The sequence below is a fragment of the Herbiconiux sp. genome (genome assembly GCF_023264855.1).
Taxonomy (GTDB): Bacteria; Actinomycetota; Actinomycetes; order Actinomycetales; family Microbacteriaceae; genus Herbiconiux.
In genome coordinates this window covers 1-18,375 of sequence record NZ_JAHFUW010000052.1, presented here as the reverse complement: position 1 = coordinate 18,375, position 18,375 = coordinate 1, and the positions used below count along the sequence as shown (strand labels likewise).

The following is an 18,375-nucleotide window of genomic DNA, read 5'->3' as shown; positions in this document are numbered from 1 at the left end:
CGGAGCACGATCGCTCAGCACCTTAACTATCGCATCCCCGGGGGAGCAACTAGGATTTTCGAGTCGCGTTCAAGGGAGAACCATGACGAAAGCACCACTGGCCCCCGCCATCGCCTGGCGGAAGGCCCAACCCGGCCTCTGGGTCGCCACCTCCGACGAGGCCCGTCCGCTGGGAATCGTCACGCAGAAACGAACCCACGGCTTCGTGGTCACGAACCGCAACGGGCGCAATCTCGGCACGTTCACCGACCTCGACAGTGCCGAGCGCGCTCTGGAGAACACGCTCTAGAGGAGCGGATGCCGCTCGCGCGGCGAACTCGGCTCCTAGCGCACGGTCGCGGGACCGGAGGCTCCGCCGTGACCGTTGCCGCCGTTCCCGTTGCCGTTGCCGTTGTGCGCGTTGCCGGGCTCTTCGGTGAACTGCAGCCCGCCGCTGCCGTTGGACGACGCCGTCAGGATGTCCAGCCACTCACGGTTGATCGCGGGCACGCGCCCGCCGGCGAACTTGAAGTACAGCGGGATGGACGCATCGAGCCAGATGCTCGAGCGGCCGTCGCCGATCGCCGGGTCGTCCTTCCAGGAGAAGAAGAAGCTCTCCTTACGGCGCAGTTTGGCCGCGATCACGATCTGAAGGTGCGTGAGCGTGCGGTCGTCGAACTCGATCTCGATGTTCGAGGCCCCGTACAAGAGCTTTCCCATGCGTTTTCCTCCAGCAGGTGTATTGAGTCCATTAACGCATGCCGCGCGACTTCTCGCGCAGCGGGCTAGGGTTGCCAGCACAGTGGCGCACCGCGCACGGGAAAGCAAGGAGTGTGCTCGTGTTCAAGAAGAAGTCGGCCTCGCCGCAATCGGCCGCACTGCAGCCGGGATCAGACCTCGAGGTCGCCGGCAGCGACAGCACTCCATCCGTACGGGTGAACGCCTTCCGGATCGGCCTCGTGGGCGGTCTGGGCGTGCTGCTCGCCATCCTGATCGGTGGCATCGTCACCCAGCTGAGCACCGTGCTCATCTACATCGGGGTGGCCCTCTTCCTCGCGCTGGGCCTGGATCCGCTGGTCTCCTGGCTGGAACGGCGGATGCCGCGACCGCTGGCCATCGTGATCGTCTTCGCCGCGGTCATCGGGATCTTCGTGGGGCTGGCCTTCGCCGTCATCCCGCTCGTGGTGAACCAGGCTTCCTACTTCATCAACAACTTCAGCGACATCGTCGACGACGTCACCCACAGCGACTTCGTGACCGGCCTGCAGGGGCTCGTCGGCAACTTCGTCGACATCGACAGCGCCGTGCAGGACGCCGCGAAGTTCTTCCAGGACCCGAACAACCTGCTCGCCCTCGGCGGCGGCCTGCTCGCCGTCGGAACCGGGATCGCCAGCGGGGCCACGGGCGGCGTGATCGTGCTCATCCTGACCCTGTACTTCCTCGCGTCGCTGCGCAGCATGAAGAAGATCACCTACCGCTTCGTGCCGGCCAACAAGCGCCCCGCCTTCGCCTCGCTCACCGAGGATGTGACGGGCGCCGTCGGGCGGTATGTGGTCGGGCAGATCGGACTCGCGGCCATCAACGGCATCCTCAGCGTGATCTTCCTGTCGATCATCGGGGCCCCGGCACCCGTGCTGCTCGCGTTCATCGCGTTCCTGGCCTCGCTGATCCCCCTGGTCGGAACGCTGTCGGGGTCGATCGTCATCATCCTGGTGTGCCTGTTCGCCTCGCCGATCACCGCGCTCGTCGCGGCCATCTACTACGTCGTGTACATGCAGCTCGAGGCGTATTTCTTGAGCCCGCGCATCATGAACCGCGCGGTGGCCGTGCCCGGCGCCATCGTGGTGATCGCGGCCGTGGCCGGCGGAACGCTCGGCTCCGTGCTGGGCGCGCTGGTGGCCATCCCGATCGCCGCCTCGGCGATCATCATCGTGCAGAAGGTCGTGTTCCCCAAGCAGGATGCGAAGGTCTGACTCCGGGCGCTAGCTGGTCGGGATGACCAGCAGGGAGCTCGTGGCCGTCGCGATCAGCGCCCCCGAGGCATCCGTCACCGTGGCCTCGGTGAAGACCACCCGGCGCCCCGACTTCAGCACCGTGCCCACGCAGGTGACCTCACCGGAGTCGTGGCGGAGCGGGCGCAGGTAGCTCACCTTCAGCTCGATCGAGGTGTACAGGTGGCCGGCCGGCATCACCGACTGCGCCGCGCATCCGGCCGCCGAGTCGAGCAGCGTGCACACCAGGCCGCCGTGCACGGTGCCGACGGTGTTGTAGTGGAACTCGTCGGGCGTGCAGGTGAAGGTGGCCGAGCCCTCGGTGACCGCGATGAGGTTCATACCCATCAGCGAGGCCATCGGCGGCGGCGGAACCTCGCCGTCGATCATGGCCTGCAGGTGCTCGAGGCCGGTGGCATCGGGCGAGACCCTCGCGGTGTCGCGCGGGTCTTCCCACTCGATGATGCGGCGGCGCACGGGTTCGGATTCCATGCTGCAAGGCTACGACAGCATCCGGATCGGGCCGGTGAATTACCATGGCCCTCGTGACTTCCGCTCCCACCGCTCCGACTCCTCGGCGCGGACTGGAGATCGGGCTCGGGCTGGCCGTGCTGGTGTGGGGTCTGTACCAGTCGTTCTGGAACCTCGCCGCCGCCAACCTCAACGCCGACGAGCCGATCTACCGCGACGCCGGTTGGGCCTACGTGCACGGCGACTTCGCGCTGAACCGCGAGCATCCGCCGGTCGCGAAGTACGTCATCGGCCTGTCGCAGCTGGTGTTCGGCCAGGGGGAACTCGGCCCGCGGATCGCGGCGGCGAGCACCGTGATCCTGGGCGGAGCCATCCTGTACTTCTGGCTGCGACGCGAGATCGGCTGGCCGGGTGCGCTGTTCACCGCCGGGGCCTGGATGCTGCTGCCGCACGGGATGAGCAGCGGCGTGCGGCTGGACCGGTTCGGGCTGCTCGAACCGTTCATGGTGTTCTTCGCGATCGCGGCCTTCGCGGCGGCCTGGCGGTGGTTCCGCACACGCTCGTGGTGGTGGCTTGTGCTCTCGGCCGTCGCCATGGCGCTCTCGGTCACCTCGAAGGTGTCGACGGCGGTGATGATCCCGGCGATCCTGCTGCTCCCGCTGCTGGCGAATCGGATCCGGGACACCATCCTCGGCGCCGTCGTCTTCGTGGCCGTGTTCGGGGTGGTGTTCGTTGTCGCGTACCTGCCGATGGGCATCCGCTCGGCCATCTCGTACATGCTGCAGATGCAGTCGGAGCACAATGCGGCCGGGCACCTCGTGGTGGTGGCGGGCGTGGCCACCTCGTTCCCGCCGTGGTGGGCCAACCTGCTGTTCTCGGTGGAGGGCATGGGGATCGCGGCCAGCGTGGTGCTGGTGACCGGAACCGTGGCGGCCTTCTTCCGCCGGCCTCCCGGGCTCGCCCTGCCCCTGTACGTCGGCGCGGCCCTCGCTCTGCTGCTGGTGTTCTACCTGTTCGTCTCGACCGTCGCGCTCACGCACTACTACTACGCGTGGGTGTGGCTGCTGTGCGTGCTGGCCGGGATCGGGGTCTCGGTGCTGCTCGGGCGACGGCGCTCATCCGTCGCCACCGTGCTCACGCGCGTGCTGGCGGGGCTGCTCATCGCGCTCGGGGTCGTCTGCGCGGTGTGGACCTCGGTCGCCATCGCGAACGAGCGCGCCGAGGGTATGGCGCTCGTACTCCCCGCGCTGGACGAGCTCGGGGTGGATGTCGACTCGGGCGAGGTTCTGGTGTCGGGGATGGCCGACTGGGAGTACCTGCCCTACCTCGACGGGCGGCAGACCGTGGATGCGGCTGATCCCGACATCGTCGCCGTGGCGGTGAAGGATTCGCTGCGTTTTCCCGAGACGCCGGAGGTGGAGGCGTTCCTGGATTCGAACGCGGGCGAGCTCGACGAGATCGTGATCGACGACGTGACGCTGTACGTGCTGGAGGACGCGCCCGTCGGTTAGACCCTGCTGGGCCGGTCGGCTGGTCGGTGGTCGGCTGGCCGGTCTGGCCGGTCGGTCAGACCATGTCGGCGTAGAGGTCGGATGGCGCGACCATCGGACCGCGCGAGACCGTGTTCCAGGCGGCGCGCAGAGCGACCACGCCGCGTTCGAGTTCGCCCTGCGGCAGGTTGATGGGAATGCGGATGAAGCGCTCGAACGCTCCGTCGATGCCGAAGCGCGGTCCCGCGGTCAGCAGCAGGCCCTGGCTGCGCGCCGCGAGCGCGAGCTGCGAGCTCACTGCCGCGCCGAGGTTCACCCAGCTGGCCAGCCCCCCGTCGGGCACCGGCACGTGCCACTCGGGAATCGTGTCGCGGAGGGTGCGCACGAGGATCTCGCGGCTCGCCCGCAGCTGCTCGGAACGCAGTGCGAGCACCGGCTCGAAATCGCGCAGCAGCTCGGCCACGATCAGCTGCTCGAGCACCGGAGTGCCCAGGTCACCCGAGAACCGTGCGCCGGCGAGCTTGCGGATGATCGCCGGGGTCGCCCGGATCCAGCCCACCCGCATGCCGGCCCAGACGGTCTTGCCCACGGAGCCGATCAGCACCGCCGAATCGGCCGTGGCGGCGTCACCGTAGGCGGCGAGCGGCAGAAAGCTCTCGGGGCGGTCGATGTTCAGCTCGCTTGTGGTCTCGTCGGCGAGCACGAGCGAGCCCTGTCGCGCGGCTGCCGCGAGCGCTCGTTCGCGCAGGGCCGCCGGCATGGACTCGCCGGTGGGGTTGTGGAAGTCCGGCATGAGATACGCCAGCGTGGGGCTGGTGCGGGCGAAGGCCTGCTCGAGGCCGGTGGCGTCCCAGCCGTGAGCCCCGCTGCCGCCGCCGCCATCGCCGCTGCCGCCGTCGCTCTGACCGTCGCCGCGCGCCGTGACGGCGACCGGCACCAGCCGAGCGCCCGCCGACCGCAGGGCTTCGTAGGCGTGGGGGTAGCTCGGCAGCTCCACCACGGCGCGGTCGCCGCGGGCCAGCAGGGTGCGCGCCAGCAGCGAGATGGCGTGCTGCGCGCCGATGGTGATCATGACCTGCTCCACCGAGGTGGGCAGACCCCGCTCGGTGTAGCGGGCGGCCACCGCCTCGCGCAGGGTCATCGATCCGAACGGGTCGATGCCCGAGCCGCCGAGTTCAACGGCGTAGTCGTCCATCACGCGCTGCGTGGCGGCGTAGAGGCCCGGGTAGGCCGGCGAGGTGGCCTTGCTGAAGTCGATGAACTCGCCCGCCGGGTCTTGACCACTGACTGGCGCGCGGCCGGGCAACCGGGTGACACTGCCGCTGCCGCGCACGCTGTGCGTGTAGCCGGCGTCGCGCAGTTCGCGGTACGCGGCCGACACCATCGTGCGGCTCACACCGAGGGCCTGCGCGAGGTCGCGCTCGGCCGGCAGGCGCGTGTCGGTGGGGATGCGCCCGTCGAGCACGAGCAGCCGGATGCGGTCGAAGAGCGCCAGGTAGGAGGGACCGGAGGCGGTCTGCCGCCAGTCGCCGAGCAGGGAGAGCAGAGCGCGGGTACCGATACGTGCGTCGACCATGGAGCCACTGTAGCGGCATCCGGAGCCACAGTCTCAATATTGGCTACTTGAGGTATGGCCACTTTGAGAATTGGATTGAGTCATGCGCCGCCTCCTTCTTGCCACCCGGCTCCTACAACTCGTGGTCGGCCTTGTGCTCTACGGGGTCGCGGATGCGCTGATGATCCGCGCGGCGGTCGGCGTCGATCCCTGGACGGTGTTCGCGCAGGGCCTCGCCGGCGTGACCGGCATGGGGATCGGCTGGCTGACGAACCTGATCGGGCTCGCGGTGCTGCTGCTCTGGATCCCGCTCCGGCAGCGGCCGGGCGCCGGTACCCTGCTGAACGTGCTGCTGGTGGGCAGCTCGATCGAACTGGGGCTGTGGCTGCTGCCCTCTCCCACGGTGCTCTGGCTGCAGATCGCGTACTTCGCCGCCGGACTGCTGCTCCTCGCGCTGGCGAGCGGGCTCTACATCGGTGCGCGGCTGGGACCCGGACCGCGCGACGGACTGATGACGGGCATCCATTCCCGGCTCGGCTGGCCGATCTGGATCGCGCGGATGAGCGTCGAGGGCAGCGTGCTGCTGGTGGGCTGGCTGCTCGGTGGGAACGTGGGCGTGGGCACCGTGGTGTTCGCGCTGGCGATCGGGCCGCTGTGCGGTCTCACGCTGCCGCTCTTCGCGCGGCTTCAGCCCGCTTTGGCGGCGGCTTTGGCGGCGCGCTTGGTCTCCCGCACGCGGTCGAGCGAGGCCGGGTCGACGATGTCGGCCACGGAGCGGTACGAGCCCTCGTCTCCGTAGTGACCGGCGGCGGCCCGCCATCCTTCGGGCGTCACGCCGTACTGCTTGCCGAGCAGGGCCAGGAAGATGGCGGCCTTCTGCTTGCCGAAGCCCGGCAGCGCTTCGAGGCGCTTGCGGAGGGTGAGTGCGTCAGGGTCGCCCTCCGTCCAGATGGTATCGGCCTTGCCGGCCCAGTCGTCGACCAAGGCGGCGCAGAGCGTCTGCACCCGGCCGGCCATCGAGCCGGGGTACCGGTGCACGGCGGGCGTCTGCCGGAACACCTCCACCAGCGCGTCGGGGTCGTAGGCCGCGAGCGTCTTCGCGTCGAAGTCGCCGGTGATCCGGTCGCGGATCTTCTTCGGCCCTTCGAACGCGGTCTCCATCGCCACCTGCTGGTCGAGCAGCATCCCGATCAGCAGCGCGAGCGGATCGCTCGAGAGCAGTTCGTCGGCCTCGGCGTCGCCGGTGATGTGCAGTGCCCGTGTCTCGCTCATGCCTCCATGCTCCCACGACCGCCTCGACCGCGGGCTCCTGTCGAGATCGTGATCGGCCCCGCCGCGGGACAGGCGGGGCGGATCACGCATCGTCTTACCTCGCTACTTCGCTAGGTACGTGGCCAATTGCGCCTCGACCTGCGTCGAGATCGAGTTCGGCCCGCCGAGCACCACGATGCGGCCGGGAGTCAACCGGGCGAGCTGCGCCTCGACCGACGCCGGAATCGAGTTCTTCGAGACCAGCAGCACAGGTGCCGCCCGGGTGATGGCGGCGGGCGAACCCGACAGCGCGTCCGGGAATACCTCTCCGGATGCGATGAACACCACACCCTTCGGGAAGATGAACGCGCCGGCGGCGGTGTTGGCCGACACCTCGTATCGGTCAGCGCCTGTGGTGCGCGTTGCGGGAGCGATCACATCCAACCGTGCAACCACCGCGTCGGAAACCGTGTTGACACCGCCGAGCACGACAATCCTTACGGGCTTCAGACGCCCCACCTCGTCGGCGATCACCTGGGGAACGGCGTCTTTGCTCACCAGAAGGACCGGTCCGCGGTTCAGGCCAGCGGCCGCGGAAGCCGACAGCGCATCGGGGAATACCTCGCCCGACGCGATGTAGACCGCGGGGAGGCCTGGCCGGAAGGTGTTGGCCGAAATCTTTGCAGAGACCTCGTACCGGTCCGCGCCGTCGTAACGCGTCACCGCGCCCGTAAGAGCCCGCAGTTCATTCTGCACACTCACGCTGATCGTGTTGACCCCGCCGAGAACAATGATCTTCTTGGGAGCCAGGCGGGCGAGTTCTTGCTGGATCGAGTCCGGGATCGCGTCCTTCGTCACGAGGAGCACGGGGCTGCCGATCGCCCCGGCTGCCGGCCCAGCGGAGAGCGCGTCGGGAAAGACCTGACCAGATGCGACATAAGCCACCGCGACTCCGGCTGCGAATCGTGAGGCCGAGATGGCGGCCGACTCGGCGAAGCGATCCGCCGCTCCGATTCGTACGACGTGCGCAACGACATCGAGCGTGACCGTCGCCTCGTTGGTGACACAGGCGGCACCGAGACTTACGCAATAGACGAACCTGTCGGCACCCACGAAGCCGAGATCCGGCGTGTAGGTGAATGCCCCCGAATTGTCGGGAAGCGTGAGCTTGCCATGCATCGGCCGTGTCGAAATGGAGATGAACCGCCCGGGAATGTCGACCTCGACGTCGTTGGCGAGGATGCCCGCCCCCGCCGCAGGCGTGAACGGCTCCGCCGCCCCGAGGGAGTAGCTGTCGGCCTGCACCATCGGCGCTGCCGAGGCGGCTGTCGGCACGAGCAGAGCGGACAGTGTGGCGGCCAGCGCCGCAGCGACAGCGGCTAGGCGAAGACGAGGCGGCATCGAATGCATGGTGGGCTCCAAAGGTGAGGGTATGTCTATCTTATGATGACATATTCTCAGTATCGAGGGAACCTGCGGGCGGCTACTGTGGAACGGTGACCATCACCGCTTCCGCCGACGGCTCCGCACTCGGCAACCCCGGACCGGCAGGCTGGGCCTGGTACATCGACGACCGCACCTGGGGCGCCGGGGGGTGGCCGCATGGCACCAACAACATGGGCGAGCTGAAGGCGGTGCTCGAGCTGTTCCGGGCCACCGCGCACGTCGACGACGACCTGCACATCCTCTGCGACAGCCAGTACGTGATCAACACGGTGACCAAGTGGATGCCGGGTTGGAAGCGCAAGGGCTGGCGCAAGGGCGACGGCAAACCGGTGATGAACCTCGACCTCATCAAGGAGATCGACGAGGCGATCAAGGGCCGCCGCTACACCTTCGAGTGGGTGAAGGGGCACGTCGGCCACGAGCTCAACGAGGCCGCGGATGCCCGTGCCCGGGGCGCCGCCGAGGCCTACCAGAAGGGGCGCGCGCCCGACGCGGGTCCGGGATACCCGGGAGCCGCGGCATCCGTCGACGCGCCGAAGACCGGCCCGTCCGAGACGCAGTCCACCGCCCACGCCTCCACCGAGACCACTCTCTTCTGATCGGGAAGCCCGCCGGGTCCGCCTACCGCCGGCGCCGGCGGAACCAGCCCGAGGGCCGCAGTCCGCTCTCGTTCGGCTCTTCCACCTCCAGGCCGTACCGCTCCCCCACCTCGGCGACGAACTGCGCTCGCCGGGCGCGGTCGTAGAGCCGGCGCTCGCGTTGGAACGCGATCACCGTCGACCAGCACATCAGCAGCATCACGATGCTGAAGGGGAACGCGATGATGGTCGCCGCCGTCTGCAGCGCCGTGAGACCGCCGGCCACCAGCAGCGCGATCGCGAGCACGGCCGTGGCGAGCGTGAAGAAGACGCGTACCCAGCGGGCGGGTTCGGGCGAACCGCCGGTTGCGATCATGCCCATCACGAGCGCGCCCGAATCGGCCGAGGTGATGAAGAAGATTGCGATCAGCACGATCGCCCCCACCGTCAGCACCGGCGTGGCCGGCAGGTTCGCGAACAGGGTGAACAACGCCCCTTGCTGATCGACGGTGCCGTCGGGCCGCAGCATGCTCCCCGGGGTCTGCAGCTCGGTGAACAGCGCCGATCCGCCGAGCACGGCGAACCACAGGATGCCCACCAGGGTCGGCACGATCAGCACGCCCATCACGAACTGGCGCACCGTGCGCCCCTTGCTCACCCGCGCGATGAAGACGCCGACGAAGGGGGCCCACGAGATCCACCAGCCCCAGTAGAACGAGGTCCAGGATGCCTGCCAGGCCTCGCCCTCGGCCCCCTGGAAGGCGCTGACCGTGAAGCTCAGCCCCACGAAGTTCTGGATGTAGGCGCCGATCGACTGCACCCACTCGCGCAGCAGATACTCGCTCTGCCCCACGACCAGCACGAACACCAGCAGCGCGGCGGCCAGCAGCAGGTTGAATGTGGAGAGCCACTTCATGCCTCGCGCGACGCCGGAGAGCACCGAGAACAGAACGAACACCACGATCACGCCGATGATCGCGATGTTCACCAGCGTGGTCGGCTCGGGCAGCCCGGTGGCCTGAAGTCCGGCACCGATCTGCAGCACCCCGAGACCGAGCGAGGTGGCCACGCCGAAGATGGTGCCGGCGAGCGCGATCGTGTCGATCGTGTTGCCCCAGGCGCCGTGCACGCGCTTGCCGAGCAGCGGCTCGAGCGCCCAGCGGATGGAGATCGGCCGGCGCCGGCGGTGGATGGCGTAGGCGAGCGCGAGCCCCACCACCACGTAGATCGCCCAGGCGTGCACTCCCCAGTGCAGGTAGGTCTGGGTGAGTGCCGATTGGGCGAGTTGAGCATCCGTTCCCGTGACGCCGGGACGCGGGCTGACGTAGTGACTGAGCGGCTCGCTCACGCCGTAGAACACCAGGCCGATGCCCATCCCGGCCGCGAACAGCAGCGAGAACCAGGCACCGATCGAGAATTCGGGCTCGTCGTCGTCTCTGCCGAGCTTGATGTCGCCGAAACGGCTGAAACCGAGGAACAGCGCGAACGCCACGAAGAACGCCGCGATCAGCACGTAGTACCAGTTGAAGGTGCTGATGATGCCCGACTGGATGGCTCCGAAGAACACCTCGGCGGCCTCGGGGAAGAGCACCGCGAAACCGCTCACCAGCAGAACGATCGACACCGCCGGCCAGAACACCCACGGCGCCACGCGGCTGCCGGGTCTCGGATGCGCGGGTGCGGAATTCGCGGGTTCCGGATGCGCGGCCGTGCCGGATTCCGGGTCGCGGATGCCGTCAGCCATGCGGTCTTCGATGTCTTCGGTGGTGCTCTGCTCGTCGGTACGGTGGTCTGTCCTGATTTCGGGCATCAGACCACCCTAAACGGGATGCCTCAGGCGGAAGAATCGACCGCACCGGGCGGAACGGCGGGGTCGACCGGGTCGACGGGGTTGCTCCGGCGCACCATGAGCGGATCGACGGGCGTGACCGGGAACACCGGCAGCGTCGCGTCGTCGACCCCGAAGGTGGCCGCGAGCACACGGCGGGAGAACGCCGAGGCCGTGGCGCGGTAACCGATGTCGCCGGGCGTCGGCTGGTCGAAGAACACCAGGAAGTGGATGTCCTCGTCGCCCACGACCTCGATCTGATGCGGATACGCGCGCGGGATGAAGTACACGTCGCCCGGGCCGAGCACGTAGGTGTCGACCGATCCGTCGGGGTCGAGAACGGACATTCGCGCCGCGCCCTGGTGCACGTAGCCGAGTTCGGCGGTCTCGGGGTGCCAGTGCGGCTCGCGCATGCCGTCGTCGGCGATCCGCAGCGAGTACATCGAGAGGTGGCGGAGGGCGGGCCAGAACTGCTGCCGGGCCAGCCGCGCCGATCCGTATTCATAGGAGAGCGGCGGATTCTGACCCTCGACGTCGAAGCGGTGCGGATCGGGGTACCGGGCGGCGAGCGGGATCTCGGCGTCGCCGGCGCCCCGCACGAGGTCGGCCGGGCTCGTGTCGCGCGGCACGGCGGCGAACGCCGATGCGGGCAGGTCGTAGGTGTTGCCGAGCACCGCGTCGCTCATCGCACCGAAGGCGGCGTGCAGCGAGAAGTCTTCGGGACTCTCGTGCGAGAACACCACGATCAGCTCCGCGGTCGAGTCGCCGACGTTCTCGATGTGGTGCACGGCGCCGCTCAGCACGTGGAACATCTCGCCGGCCGAGACCGTGAAGGTGGCGAAGACATCGGCGTCGTCGAGGGTCGAGACGATCACCGACCCCGACAGGCAGTACGTCAGCTCGTCGGCGTTGGCGTGCCAGTGCGGCTCGCGGATGGTACCGGGCTCGAGCACGAGGCGCTTGATGGAGATGCGGTTCAGGAGCGGAAAGAACTCTTTGGTGAGGCGCTGGATGCTGCCGAGTTCACTGGAATGCTGGGCGGGCGCGTCGCGCAGGGAGCGGACGTGACGGGATCCGATGCTCATGGCCTCACTGTAGCGACGGCGGACACACGCAGGAAGTCGAGCTTGCTCGCGGCCTCGGAGCCGGCGGGCGCCGTGTAGGCCACGATGCGCAGTTCGCTGCCGGCCGCGGTGAACACGTCGCAGTCGAGTTCGAGCTCGCCGACCACGTCGTTGTGCACGACCTTGCGCTCGGACTGGTGCTCGCCGACCGCACCGCTGTTCCAGAGCTCCCGGAAGTCGGCGCTGCTCTGCACGAGCTCGGCGACGAGGGCGTTCACGCCGCGATCGTCGGGGTACCGGCCGTGCACGCGCCGCAGATCGGCCACGAGCGAGGCACCGAACGCGTCGACGCTGCCCGAGCGGCGCACGATCCGCTCTCCGGAGCCTTCGCCGAGCGAGGTTCCGGTGAAGAGAGAGCGGATGAGGTTGGGGCGACCCGAAGCCGGCCGGCGGGGTTCGCCGAGCAGTGCCGCCCAGAGCGGGCTCCAGCTGAGCAGGTCCCAGGATGCGGTGAACACCGCCACCGGGATCTCGCCCAGCCGGGTCACCAGGCGCTGCACGCCGGGCGGGATGTGCGCGGGCACCTCGCCGGAGGACGGCGGCAGGAGGCCGGCGACCACGAAGAGGTGGTCGCGCTCGGTGTCGCTGAGCTGCAGCGCCCGGGCGAGCGAGGCGGCCACCTGCGCCGAGGGGTGACGGGCTCGGCCCTGCTCGAGTCGCACGATGTAGTCGACGCTGAGGCCTGCGAGCGCCGCGAGCTCTTCGCGGCGGAGCCCGGCGGCCCGGCGCGCGTCTCCGGCCGGGTAGCCCACGTCGTGCGGCGAGAGGCGGTCGCGCCAGGCCCGGAGCGAGGCGCCGAGGTCGCCCGGGGCGCTCGGCGTGGCCGGCGCGCTCGGCGTGGCCTGCTCACTCGGCGTGCCCTGTGCGCTCGCCCGCTGGGCGCTGTGCGCATCCGTCGGCCTGCCCGTCATGCCGCCAGTCTGCCAGCGTGGGCGGCATCCGGGGTGGTACTGGCAGTCCGTATGCCGAGCCGGGCCAGGGCGAACGGATGCCGCCGCCGCAGACTCGGAGCATGACAAGCATCGACACCCCCACCGAATCCTCCTCCGCCCCCACCGTCACCCTGATCTCCGGCGGCAACCGCGGCCTCGGCCGCGAGACCGCCCGCCGCCTGATCGAGGCCGGCCACACCGTGTGGATCGGCGCCCGCGACGAGACCCGCGGACGCGAGGCCGCCGAGGCCCTCGGCGCCCGCTTCGTCCCGCTCGACGTGACCGACGACGCCTCCGTCGCCGCGGCCGCCGCCACGATCGCCGCCGCGGGCGGCCTCGACGTGCTGGTCAACAACGCCGGCATCCCTGGTTCGCACTCCCCCGCCGGCGAGCTCACCGCATCCGACGCCCTCGCGGTCTACGACACGAACGTCGTCAGCATCGTGCGCATGACCACCGCGTTCGCACCCCTGCTGCGCGCCTCGAGCGCGCCCACGATCGTGAACGTCACCAGCGGCATGGGCTCGTTCGCCGCCGTGCTCGACCCCTCGCGCGTGGAATCCACGATCGTGGCCCCGCTCTACCAGTCCTCGAAGGCGGCGGTGACGATGCTCACGGTGCAGTACGCGAAGGCCTTCCCGGAGTTCCGCGTCAATGCGGCCGACCCCGGCTACACGGCCACCGAGTTCAACGGCAACAGCGGCCCGCAGACGGTCACCGAGGGCACGGATGCCGTGGTCGAGTTGGCCACCCGTGGCGGCGAGGGCCCCACCGGCACCTTCATCGACCGATCCGGCGTCGCCCCCTTCTGACGCCACCGTGTCCCTCCCGATCCGTCCCACGACACCGCGGCCGCGGCATCGTGAGCATGGCGGTCGATCCGCGCGAGCTGCGGCGCATCGGGGAGGCCATGATCGGTCTCACGCTGGGCACCACCCGCCAGGCAGCGCAAGCGCGCTCTCGCGGCTGAGGTCACCCGCCCGCTAGAGGGCGCCGGAGGCGGCGCGCTCCTGCACCTGCGGGGTGTCGCCGAAGACGAGGAGGCGGTCGGCGAGCTTGTCGACGAAGAAGCGGTCGTGCGAGACCACGAGCACCGCACCCGGGAAGTGCACGAGGGCGCGCTCCATCACCTGCGTGCTCGTGATGTCGAGGTGGTTGGTTGGCTCGTCGAGCACGATCACGCCCGCACCCGAGAGCAGGCACTGCGCGATGGCGACGCGCGCCCGCTGGCCGCCGGAGAGGGTGCCGATCTTCTGCTGCAGGTCGGCATCCGAGAACTGCAGCATCGAGAGGAAGCGGCCGACGCTCTTCTTGGTGGCGCTGAACGCGAGCGAATCAGGGTAGGCGTTCACGGCGTGCCCCACGGAGTCGGTGAGGTCGAGTTCGGCATAGACCCGGTTGTACGACACGAAGCGCACGCCCTTCGCCCAGCGCACCTGGCCGGCATCCGCCTCGGTCTCGCCGGTGAGCACGTCGAGCAGCGTCGACTTGCCGGAGCCGTTCGAGCCGAGCACCGCCACCCGGTCACCGCGGTGCAGGCTGAAGGTGAGGTCTTCGAACAGGGGCTCGCCGCCGTCGAACGACTTGGTGAGCTTGACGACCTCGAGCAGGTCGTTGCTCACCCGCAGGCCGCCGTAGATGTCGGTGATGATCTGGTCGATCGGGCGCGGCGCCTGCCGCTTCTTGATGTCGGCGAGCCGGCGGGCCACCGCGTTGGCGGGGTTGCGGGCGGCCTCGCGGCGGGCGGTGGCGGCGGCCTGCTCGTAGGCCAGCAGCTCCTCCTCGTGCGCGAACTGCCGCTCGAGCATCTTCAGGCGCGACTGCTTCGCGTGCACGTAGGCCGAGTAGTCGCCCTCGTACTCCTGCAGGCGGTAGTTCTCGATCTCCACGATGCGCGTCACCACACCGTCGAGGAACTGCCGGTCGTGCGACACCACCAGCACCGCTCCCTGGTAGCGGCCGAGCCAGTTCTCGATCCAGCGCACGCCGTCCAGGTCGAGGAAGTTCGTGGGCTCGTCCAGCAGCAGCACGTCGGGCGATTGCACCAGGATGCGGGCGAGCGCCGCCCTGTTGCGCCAGCCGCCCGACAGCCGGTCGACGGGCAGCTCGCGCCGGGCCTCATCGAAGCCGAGGCTGGTGAGAACGGTGTCGATCGTGTTCTCGAATGACCAGCCGTCGATCGCGTCCATCTTCTCGAAGAGCTCGCCCTGTTCGGTGAGCAGCGCTGTCATGGTGTCGTCGTCCATCGGCGTGGCCAGCAGCTCGCCGATCGCGTCCAGCCGCGCCTGCGTCTCGTGCACCGCGGCGAAGTGACCGCTCAGGATGGCCCGGATGCTGAGGTCGCCGTCGAGCTCGGAGAACTGCGAGAAGTAGCCGATCGTGGTGCCGAGCGTGACGTCGACGGTGCCACTGGTGGGCTCCTGCCGCCCGAGCACCAGCTCGAGGAAGGTCGACTTGCCGGTGCCGTTCTTGCCGATCAGCCCGATCCGGTCACCCGCCCGCAGCTTGAGGAACGCCTCGCGCAGCACCGGCCGCCCGTCGAATTCGATGCTCACGTCGTTCAGGCGGATCAGGCTCACGGATGTCCTCGGGTCGCGGGTCGCCGGCCGTCGGGCCGACACTCCAGCCTACGTGGCGCACCGAGCTGCAGGCCCGCCTCGTGGGCGGACTGCGGATGACGGCCGCCCGCTATCCGGCCGATCGCGGAGTCGCCCGCCTCGTGGCCGAGCTCGCCGCGCAGAGCCCGCTCTTCACCCGGCTGTGGGAGACCGCCGCGGCGGATCCGGCTCCCGACCCCGCCCGGCACAAGGTGATCGCCCATCCGCTGGTCGGCGACATCGCGCTGGACTGCGACACCCTCGTGGTGGCCGCCGACGACCTGCGCCTGATGGTCTACACCGCCGAACCCGGCACCGCCGACGCCGACCGCCTCGCCCTGGCGATCGTGCTCGGAACCCAGTCCCTGATCGGCTGACGCCGCCCCGAGTTGCTCCGATGCGGGCGTCACGGGAGACTGGGAGCACGGATCGCACCCCCGAGTCTTCCGCCGACAGCTGAGGAGCTCTCCATGACCGAACCGAACGAACCCACCGATTCCCGCGTCGGGCTCTACATCGACTTCGACAACATCGTCATCTCGCGCTACCAGCAGCTGCACGGCCGCAACGCCTTCCAGCGCGACGGCATCCGTGACTTCGAGAAGAACGCTCCGGATGCCGACCCCGAGATCGCCGCCCGGCTCGCGGCCGCCACGGTCGACTTCAACGCCGTGATCGACTTCGCCGCCTCGTTCGGCACCATCGTGGTGAACCGCGCCTACGCCGACTGGTCGGTGCCCGTGAACGCTAGCTACCAGCGCCAGCTGATGTCGCGCGCCGTCGACCTCACGCAGCTGTTCACCACCACCACCCGCGGCACCAAGAACGGCGCCGACATCCGCCTGGCCGTCGACGTGGTGGAAGACCTGTTCCGGCTGCCCGACCTCACGCACGTCATCATCGTGGCGGGCGACTCCGACTACATCGCGCTGGCCCAGAAGGCCAAGCGCCTCGGCCGCTTCGTGGTGGGGATCGGCGTGGCCGGCTCCACCAGCACCTCGCTCGCCGCGGCCTGCGACGAGTTCGAGGACTACGACTCGCTGCCGGGCATCGAGAAGATCGCCCCGGTCGCCGCCGCGCCTGCGGCCGCATCCTCCGCCGCGCCCGCGAAGAAGACGGGATCGCGCCGCAAGAGCAGTGCGGGCTCCGGAGCCGCCTCCACCGAGTCGACGGATGCCGCAGCCGCCGCCGCACCCGAGGCCCCCGCGACCGCTCCCGCCGAGTCGGCCGCCGACGAGGCGCCCGCCGCCGCACCCAAGACCACCCGCTCGCGCCGGGTCACCATTCCCACGTTCTCGCACACCGACGACATCGCGTTCGACGAGCCCGAGCCCGCCGAGGACATCGACCCGCAGACGGTCGCCACCGAACTGCTCAAGCGGGCGCTGCAGATCGGCCACGCCAAGGGCGACGCCGACGAGTGGCTGAACACCGGCACGGTGAAGAACCAGATGCGCCGGATGGATCCGTCGTTCAACGAGAAGCCGCTCGGTTACCGCTCGTTCACCGACTTCCTGAGCTCGCGCGACGACATCGCCGAGCTCGACGAGAACGGCCCCTCGCGGCTGATCCGGCTGCGCACGAAGGCCGGCTCGGCTCCGCGCCGCTGAGTCGCCCTCAGCCCTGAACCGCCCGAGCCGTCAGGCACGGAGCGCGGCCACCGCCTGATCGAACAGCTCGGCCGGATCGGCCGCGCCTCCCGACTCCTGCCAGGCGTCGACCGCGGCGTCGAGGCAGGCCAGCGCGGCGGCCACGAAGGCCCTGGCGCGCGGATCGGGCGCCGCACCGGCGGGCGCGCCGAGCCGCCGCTGGATGTCGGGGGCGAGCAGTTCCTGCCAGCGCAGGTTCTTCTCCAGGTGCCGGGCGCGTAGCGACGGGGCGTCGTGGTACAGGTGCGCGACGGCGAGTTGCTCGGTGAGATCGCCCTGCGACTCGGCCAGCACGAGGAAGGCCGCGCGGATCGCCTGCCACGCCGATTCATCGGCGGGCCGCGCCTCCAGGGCCGCCCGCACGGTCTCGCCGAGCGCATCCGTGTCGCCCAGCACGACGTCCTCTTTGCTGCCGAAGTAGTGGAAGAACGACCGGCGGGAGATGCCCGCCGCGGCGGCGATCTGATCGACCGTCGTGGCGTCGAATCCGTTCGCGACGAACAGCGCCATGGCGGTGCGGGTGATCTCGGCGTGCACCGCACGCCTCGTGCGCTCGCGGAGGCTGGGGAGACTGCTCACCCCGCAAGCGTATCGTGAATTCGCACTCGACGAAGTTTGTTGCACTTGGTGCAAGCGCGTGCGTATAGTGCAGTCATGACGCGAATCGACTTCAGCCAGCAGACCACCATCGTCACCGGAGCCAGCTCGGGCATCGGGGCGGCCTTCGCCCGTGAGCTCGCCCGGCGCGGCTCCCACCTCGTGCTCGTGGCGCGCCGACTCGACCGTCTCGAGTCGCTGGCCGACGAGCTCGAGAGGGCACACGGCATCCGCGCCACCCCGATCGCGCTCGATCTGAGCGTTTCCGCTGCGGGCCGCACGCTCGCCGCCGAGCTGGAGCACCGCGGCATCGCCGTCACCGGGCTCGTGAACAACGCCGGCTTCGGCACCGACGGGCCGTTCCACGAGGAGGATCCCGAACGCCTGGCCGAGGAGATCATGGTCGACGTGGCCAACCTGGTCGACCTCAGCCGCGCGTTCATCGAACCGCTGCGGGCCGCCGGATCGGGCATCCTGGTGAACGTGGCCAGCCTCGCCGCCTACACGCCGAACCCCGGCATGGCGGTGTACGCGGCCTGCAAGGCGTTCGTGCTGAGCTTCACGGAGGCCCTCTGGGCCGAGTCGCGCGGCACCGGCCTCCGGGTGCTCTCGCTCGCTCCGGGGCTCACCCGCACCGAATTCTTCGACGACCTCGCCGGCGGCTCGTACAACGGGCCGCACCAGAGCCCGGAGCAGGTCGTGCAGACGGCGATGCGCGTTCTCGACCGCGGCGGCCGGCGGCCGAGCGTGCAGTCGGGGCGGCTCAACGCCGCGGCCACCGCACTCCCCCGCCTGTTCACGCGCCGGCACACCGTGCTGCTCGCCGCCGCGGTCGGCGCACGCACCTCGGGCCGCCAGGCGCTGGCCGTCACCCGCTGACGCGCGGC

The 18,375-nt window shown here is 69.7% G+C and carries 18 protein-coding genes and 1 pseudogene; 9 read left to right on the top strand and 10 right to left on the bottom strand.

Annotated elements, in window-relative coordinates; genetic code table 11:
* Window positions 1-82 precede the first annotated feature (82 nt).
* On the top strand, window positions 83-289 hold the full coding sequence (locus Q0D75_RS17335; protein WP_291056272.1) for a hypothetical protein: 207 nt from the start codon (window positions 83-85) through the stop codon (window positions 287-289).
* 35 nt (window positions 290-324) lie between these two features.
* On the opposite strand, the gene Q0D75_RS17330 is transcribed toward Q0D75_RS17335, so the two are convergent.
* Window positions 325-699 carry an ATP-dependent DNA ligase gene (locus tag Q0D75_RS17330; RefSeq protein ID WP_291056270.1) on the bottom strand — a complete coding sequence of 125 codons (375 nt, stop codon included), beginning with the start codon at window positions 697-699 and terminating at the stop codon, window positions 325-327.
* 119 nt (window positions 700-818) lie between these two features.
* Between Q0D75_RS17330 and Q0D75_RS17325 the strand changes: the two genes are divergently transcribed.
* Window positions 819-1,952 (top strand): AI-2E family transporter, encoded by a 1,134-nt coding sequence (locus Q0D75_RS17325; protein WP_366513455.1) that lies wholly within the window; start codon window positions 819-821, stop codon window positions 1,950-1,952.
* 9 nt (window positions 1,953-1,961) lie between these two features.
* Here the strand turns inward: Q0D75_RS17325 and Q0D75_RS17320 are convergent, their stop codons facing one another.
* Window positions 1,962-2,462: a PaaI family thioesterase gene (locus Q0D75_RS17320; protein WP_291056269.1), complete on the bottom strand. Its 501-nt coding sequence runs from the start codon at window positions 2,460-2,462 to the stop codon at window positions 1,962-1,964.
* 53 nt (window positions 2,463-2,515) lie between these two features.
* On the opposite strand from Q0D75_RS17320, the gene Q0D75_RS17315 reads away from it, so the two are divergent.
* Window positions 2,516-3,952, top strand: coding sequence for a glycosyltransferase family 39 protein (locus Q0D75_RS17315; RefSeq protein ID WP_291056267.1), 1,437 nt, complete (start codon window positions 2,516-2,518; stop codon window positions 3,950-3,952).
* A gap of 55 nt (window positions 3,953-4,007) precedes the next feature.
* Here Q0D75_RS17315 and Q0D75_RS17310 read toward each other — a convergent pair whose 3' ends face one another.
* Window positions 4,008-5,507: a PLP-dependent aminotransferase family protein gene (locus tag Q0D75_RS17310; RefSeq protein WP_291056265.1), complete on the bottom strand. Its 1,500-nt coding sequence runs from the start codon at window positions 5,505-5,507 to the stop codon at window positions 4,008-4,010.
* 82 nt (window positions 5,508-5,589) lie between these two features.
* Between Q0D75_RS17310 and Q0D75_RS17305 the strand changes: the two genes are divergently transcribed.
* Window positions 5,590-6,285, top strand: coding sequence for a hypothetical protein (locus Q0D75_RS17305; protein ID WP_291056262.1), 696 nt, complete (start codon window positions 5,590-5,592; stop codon window positions 6,283-6,285).
* On the opposite strand, the gene Q0D75_RS17300 is transcribed toward Q0D75_RS17305, so the two are convergent.
* Window positions 6,174-6,758 (bottom strand): HhH-GPD-type base excision DNA repair protein, encoded by a 585-nt coding sequence (locus Q0D75_RS17300; RefSeq protein WP_291056255.1) that lies wholly within the window; start codon window positions 6,756-6,758, stop codon window positions 6,174-6,176. The genes Q0D75_RS17305 and Q0D75_RS17300 overlap by 112 nt on opposite strands.
* A 102-nt stretch (window positions 6,759-6,860) precedes the next feature.
* Window positions 6,861-8,147, bottom strand: a complete 1,287-nt coding sequence (locus Q0D75_RS17295; RefSeq protein ID WP_291056251.1) for a cell wall-binding repeat-containing protein — start codon at window positions 8,145-8,147, stop codon at window positions 6,861-6,863.
* Window positions 8,148-8,233: 86 nt separating this feature from the next.
* On the opposite strand from Q0D75_RS17295, the pseudogene Q0D75_RS17290 reads away from it, so the two are divergent.
* A pseudogene (locus Q0D75_RS17290) lies at window positions 8,234-8,698 on the top strand (ribonuclease H); the annotation flags it as partial.
* Between the two features lie 106 nt (window positions 8,699-8,804).
* On the opposite strand, the gene Q0D75_RS17285 reads toward Q0D75_RS17290, so the two are convergent.
* From Q0D75_RS17285 to Q0D75_RS17275, 3 genes are read right to left on the bottom strand one after another with little or no spacing between them, the layout of a single operon-like run.
* Window positions 8,805-10,571: a BCCT family transporter gene (locus Q0D75_RS17285; protein WP_291056248.1), complete on the bottom strand. Its 1,767-nt coding sequence runs from the start codon at window positions 10,569-10,571 to the stop codon at window positions 8,805-8,807.
* 23 nt (window positions 10,572-10,594) lie between these two features.
* Window positions 10,595-11,674 carry a cupin domain-containing protein gene (locus Q0D75_RS17280; RefSeq protein WP_291056243.1) on the bottom strand — a complete coding sequence of 360 codons (1,080 nt, stop codon included), beginning with the start codon at window positions 11,672-11,674 and terminating at the stop codon, window positions 10,595-10,597.
* Window positions 11,671-12,624, bottom strand: coding sequence for a helix-turn-helix transcriptional regulator (locus tag Q0D75_RS17275; protein WP_291056240.1), 954 nt, complete (start codon window positions 12,622-12,624; stop codon window positions 11,671-11,673). The genes Q0D75_RS17280 and Q0D75_RS17275 overlap by 4 nt, the downstream gene beginning before the upstream one ends.
* A 101-nt stretch (window positions 12,625-12,725) precedes the next feature.
* Here Q0D75_RS17275 and Q0D75_RS17270 point away from each other — a divergent pair, with 101 nt between their 5' ends.
* Window positions 12,726-13,457 carry an SDR family NAD(P)-dependent oxidoreductase gene (locus Q0D75_RS17270; protein ID WP_291056235.1) on the top strand — a complete coding sequence of 244 codons (732 nt, stop codon included), beginning with the start codon at window positions 12,726-12,728 and terminating at the stop codon, window positions 13,455-13,457.
* Window positions 13,458-13,628: 171 nt separating this feature from the next.
* On the opposite strand, the gene Q0D75_RS17265 is transcribed toward Q0D75_RS17270, so the two are convergent.
* Window positions 13,629-15,224, bottom strand: coding sequence for an ABC-F family ATP-binding cassette domain-containing protein (locus Q0D75_RS17265; RefSeq protein WP_291056229.1), 1,596 nt, complete (start codon window positions 15,222-15,224; stop codon window positions 13,629-13,631).
* A gap of 2 nt (window positions 15,225-15,226) precedes the next feature.
* Between Q0D75_RS17265 and Q0D75_RS17260 the strand changes: the two genes are divergently transcribed.
* Together Q0D75_RS17260 and Q0D75_RS17255 are read left to right on the top strand one after the other, a co-directional pair.
* Window positions 15,227-15,619 carry a hypothetical protein gene (locus Q0D75_RS17260; RefSeq protein WP_291056224.1) on the top strand — a complete coding sequence of 131 codons (393 nt, stop codon included), beginning with the start codon at window positions 15,227-15,229 and terminating at the stop codon, window positions 15,617-15,619.
* A 93-nt stretch (window positions 15,620-15,712) separates the two neighbouring features.
* A complete protein-coding gene (locus tag Q0D75_RS17255; protein ID WP_291056219.1) occupies window positions 15,713-16,852 on the top strand; it encodes an NYN domain-containing protein in 1,140 nt (379 codons plus the stop codon).
* Window positions 16,853-16,882: 30 nt separating this feature from the next.
* Here the strand turns inward: Q0D75_RS17255 and Q0D75_RS17250 are convergent, their stop codons facing one another.
* Window positions 16,883-17,470: a helix-turn-helix domain-containing protein gene (locus Q0D75_RS17250; RefSeq protein ID WP_291056216.1), complete on the bottom strand. Its 588-nt coding sequence runs from the start codon at window positions 17,468-17,470 to the stop codon at window positions 16,883-16,885.
* 75 nt (window positions 17,471-17,545) lie between these two features.
* On the opposite strand from Q0D75_RS17250, the gene Q0D75_RS17245 reads away from it, so the two are divergent.
* The gene (locus Q0D75_RS17245; RefSeq protein WP_291056212.1) at window positions 17,546-18,367 is read left to right on the top strand and encodes an SDR family oxidoreductase; all 822 of its coding nucleotides are present in this window, start codon (window positions 17,546-17,548) and stop codon (window positions 18,365-18,367) included.
* Window positions 18,368-18,375 lie beyond the last annotated feature (8 nt).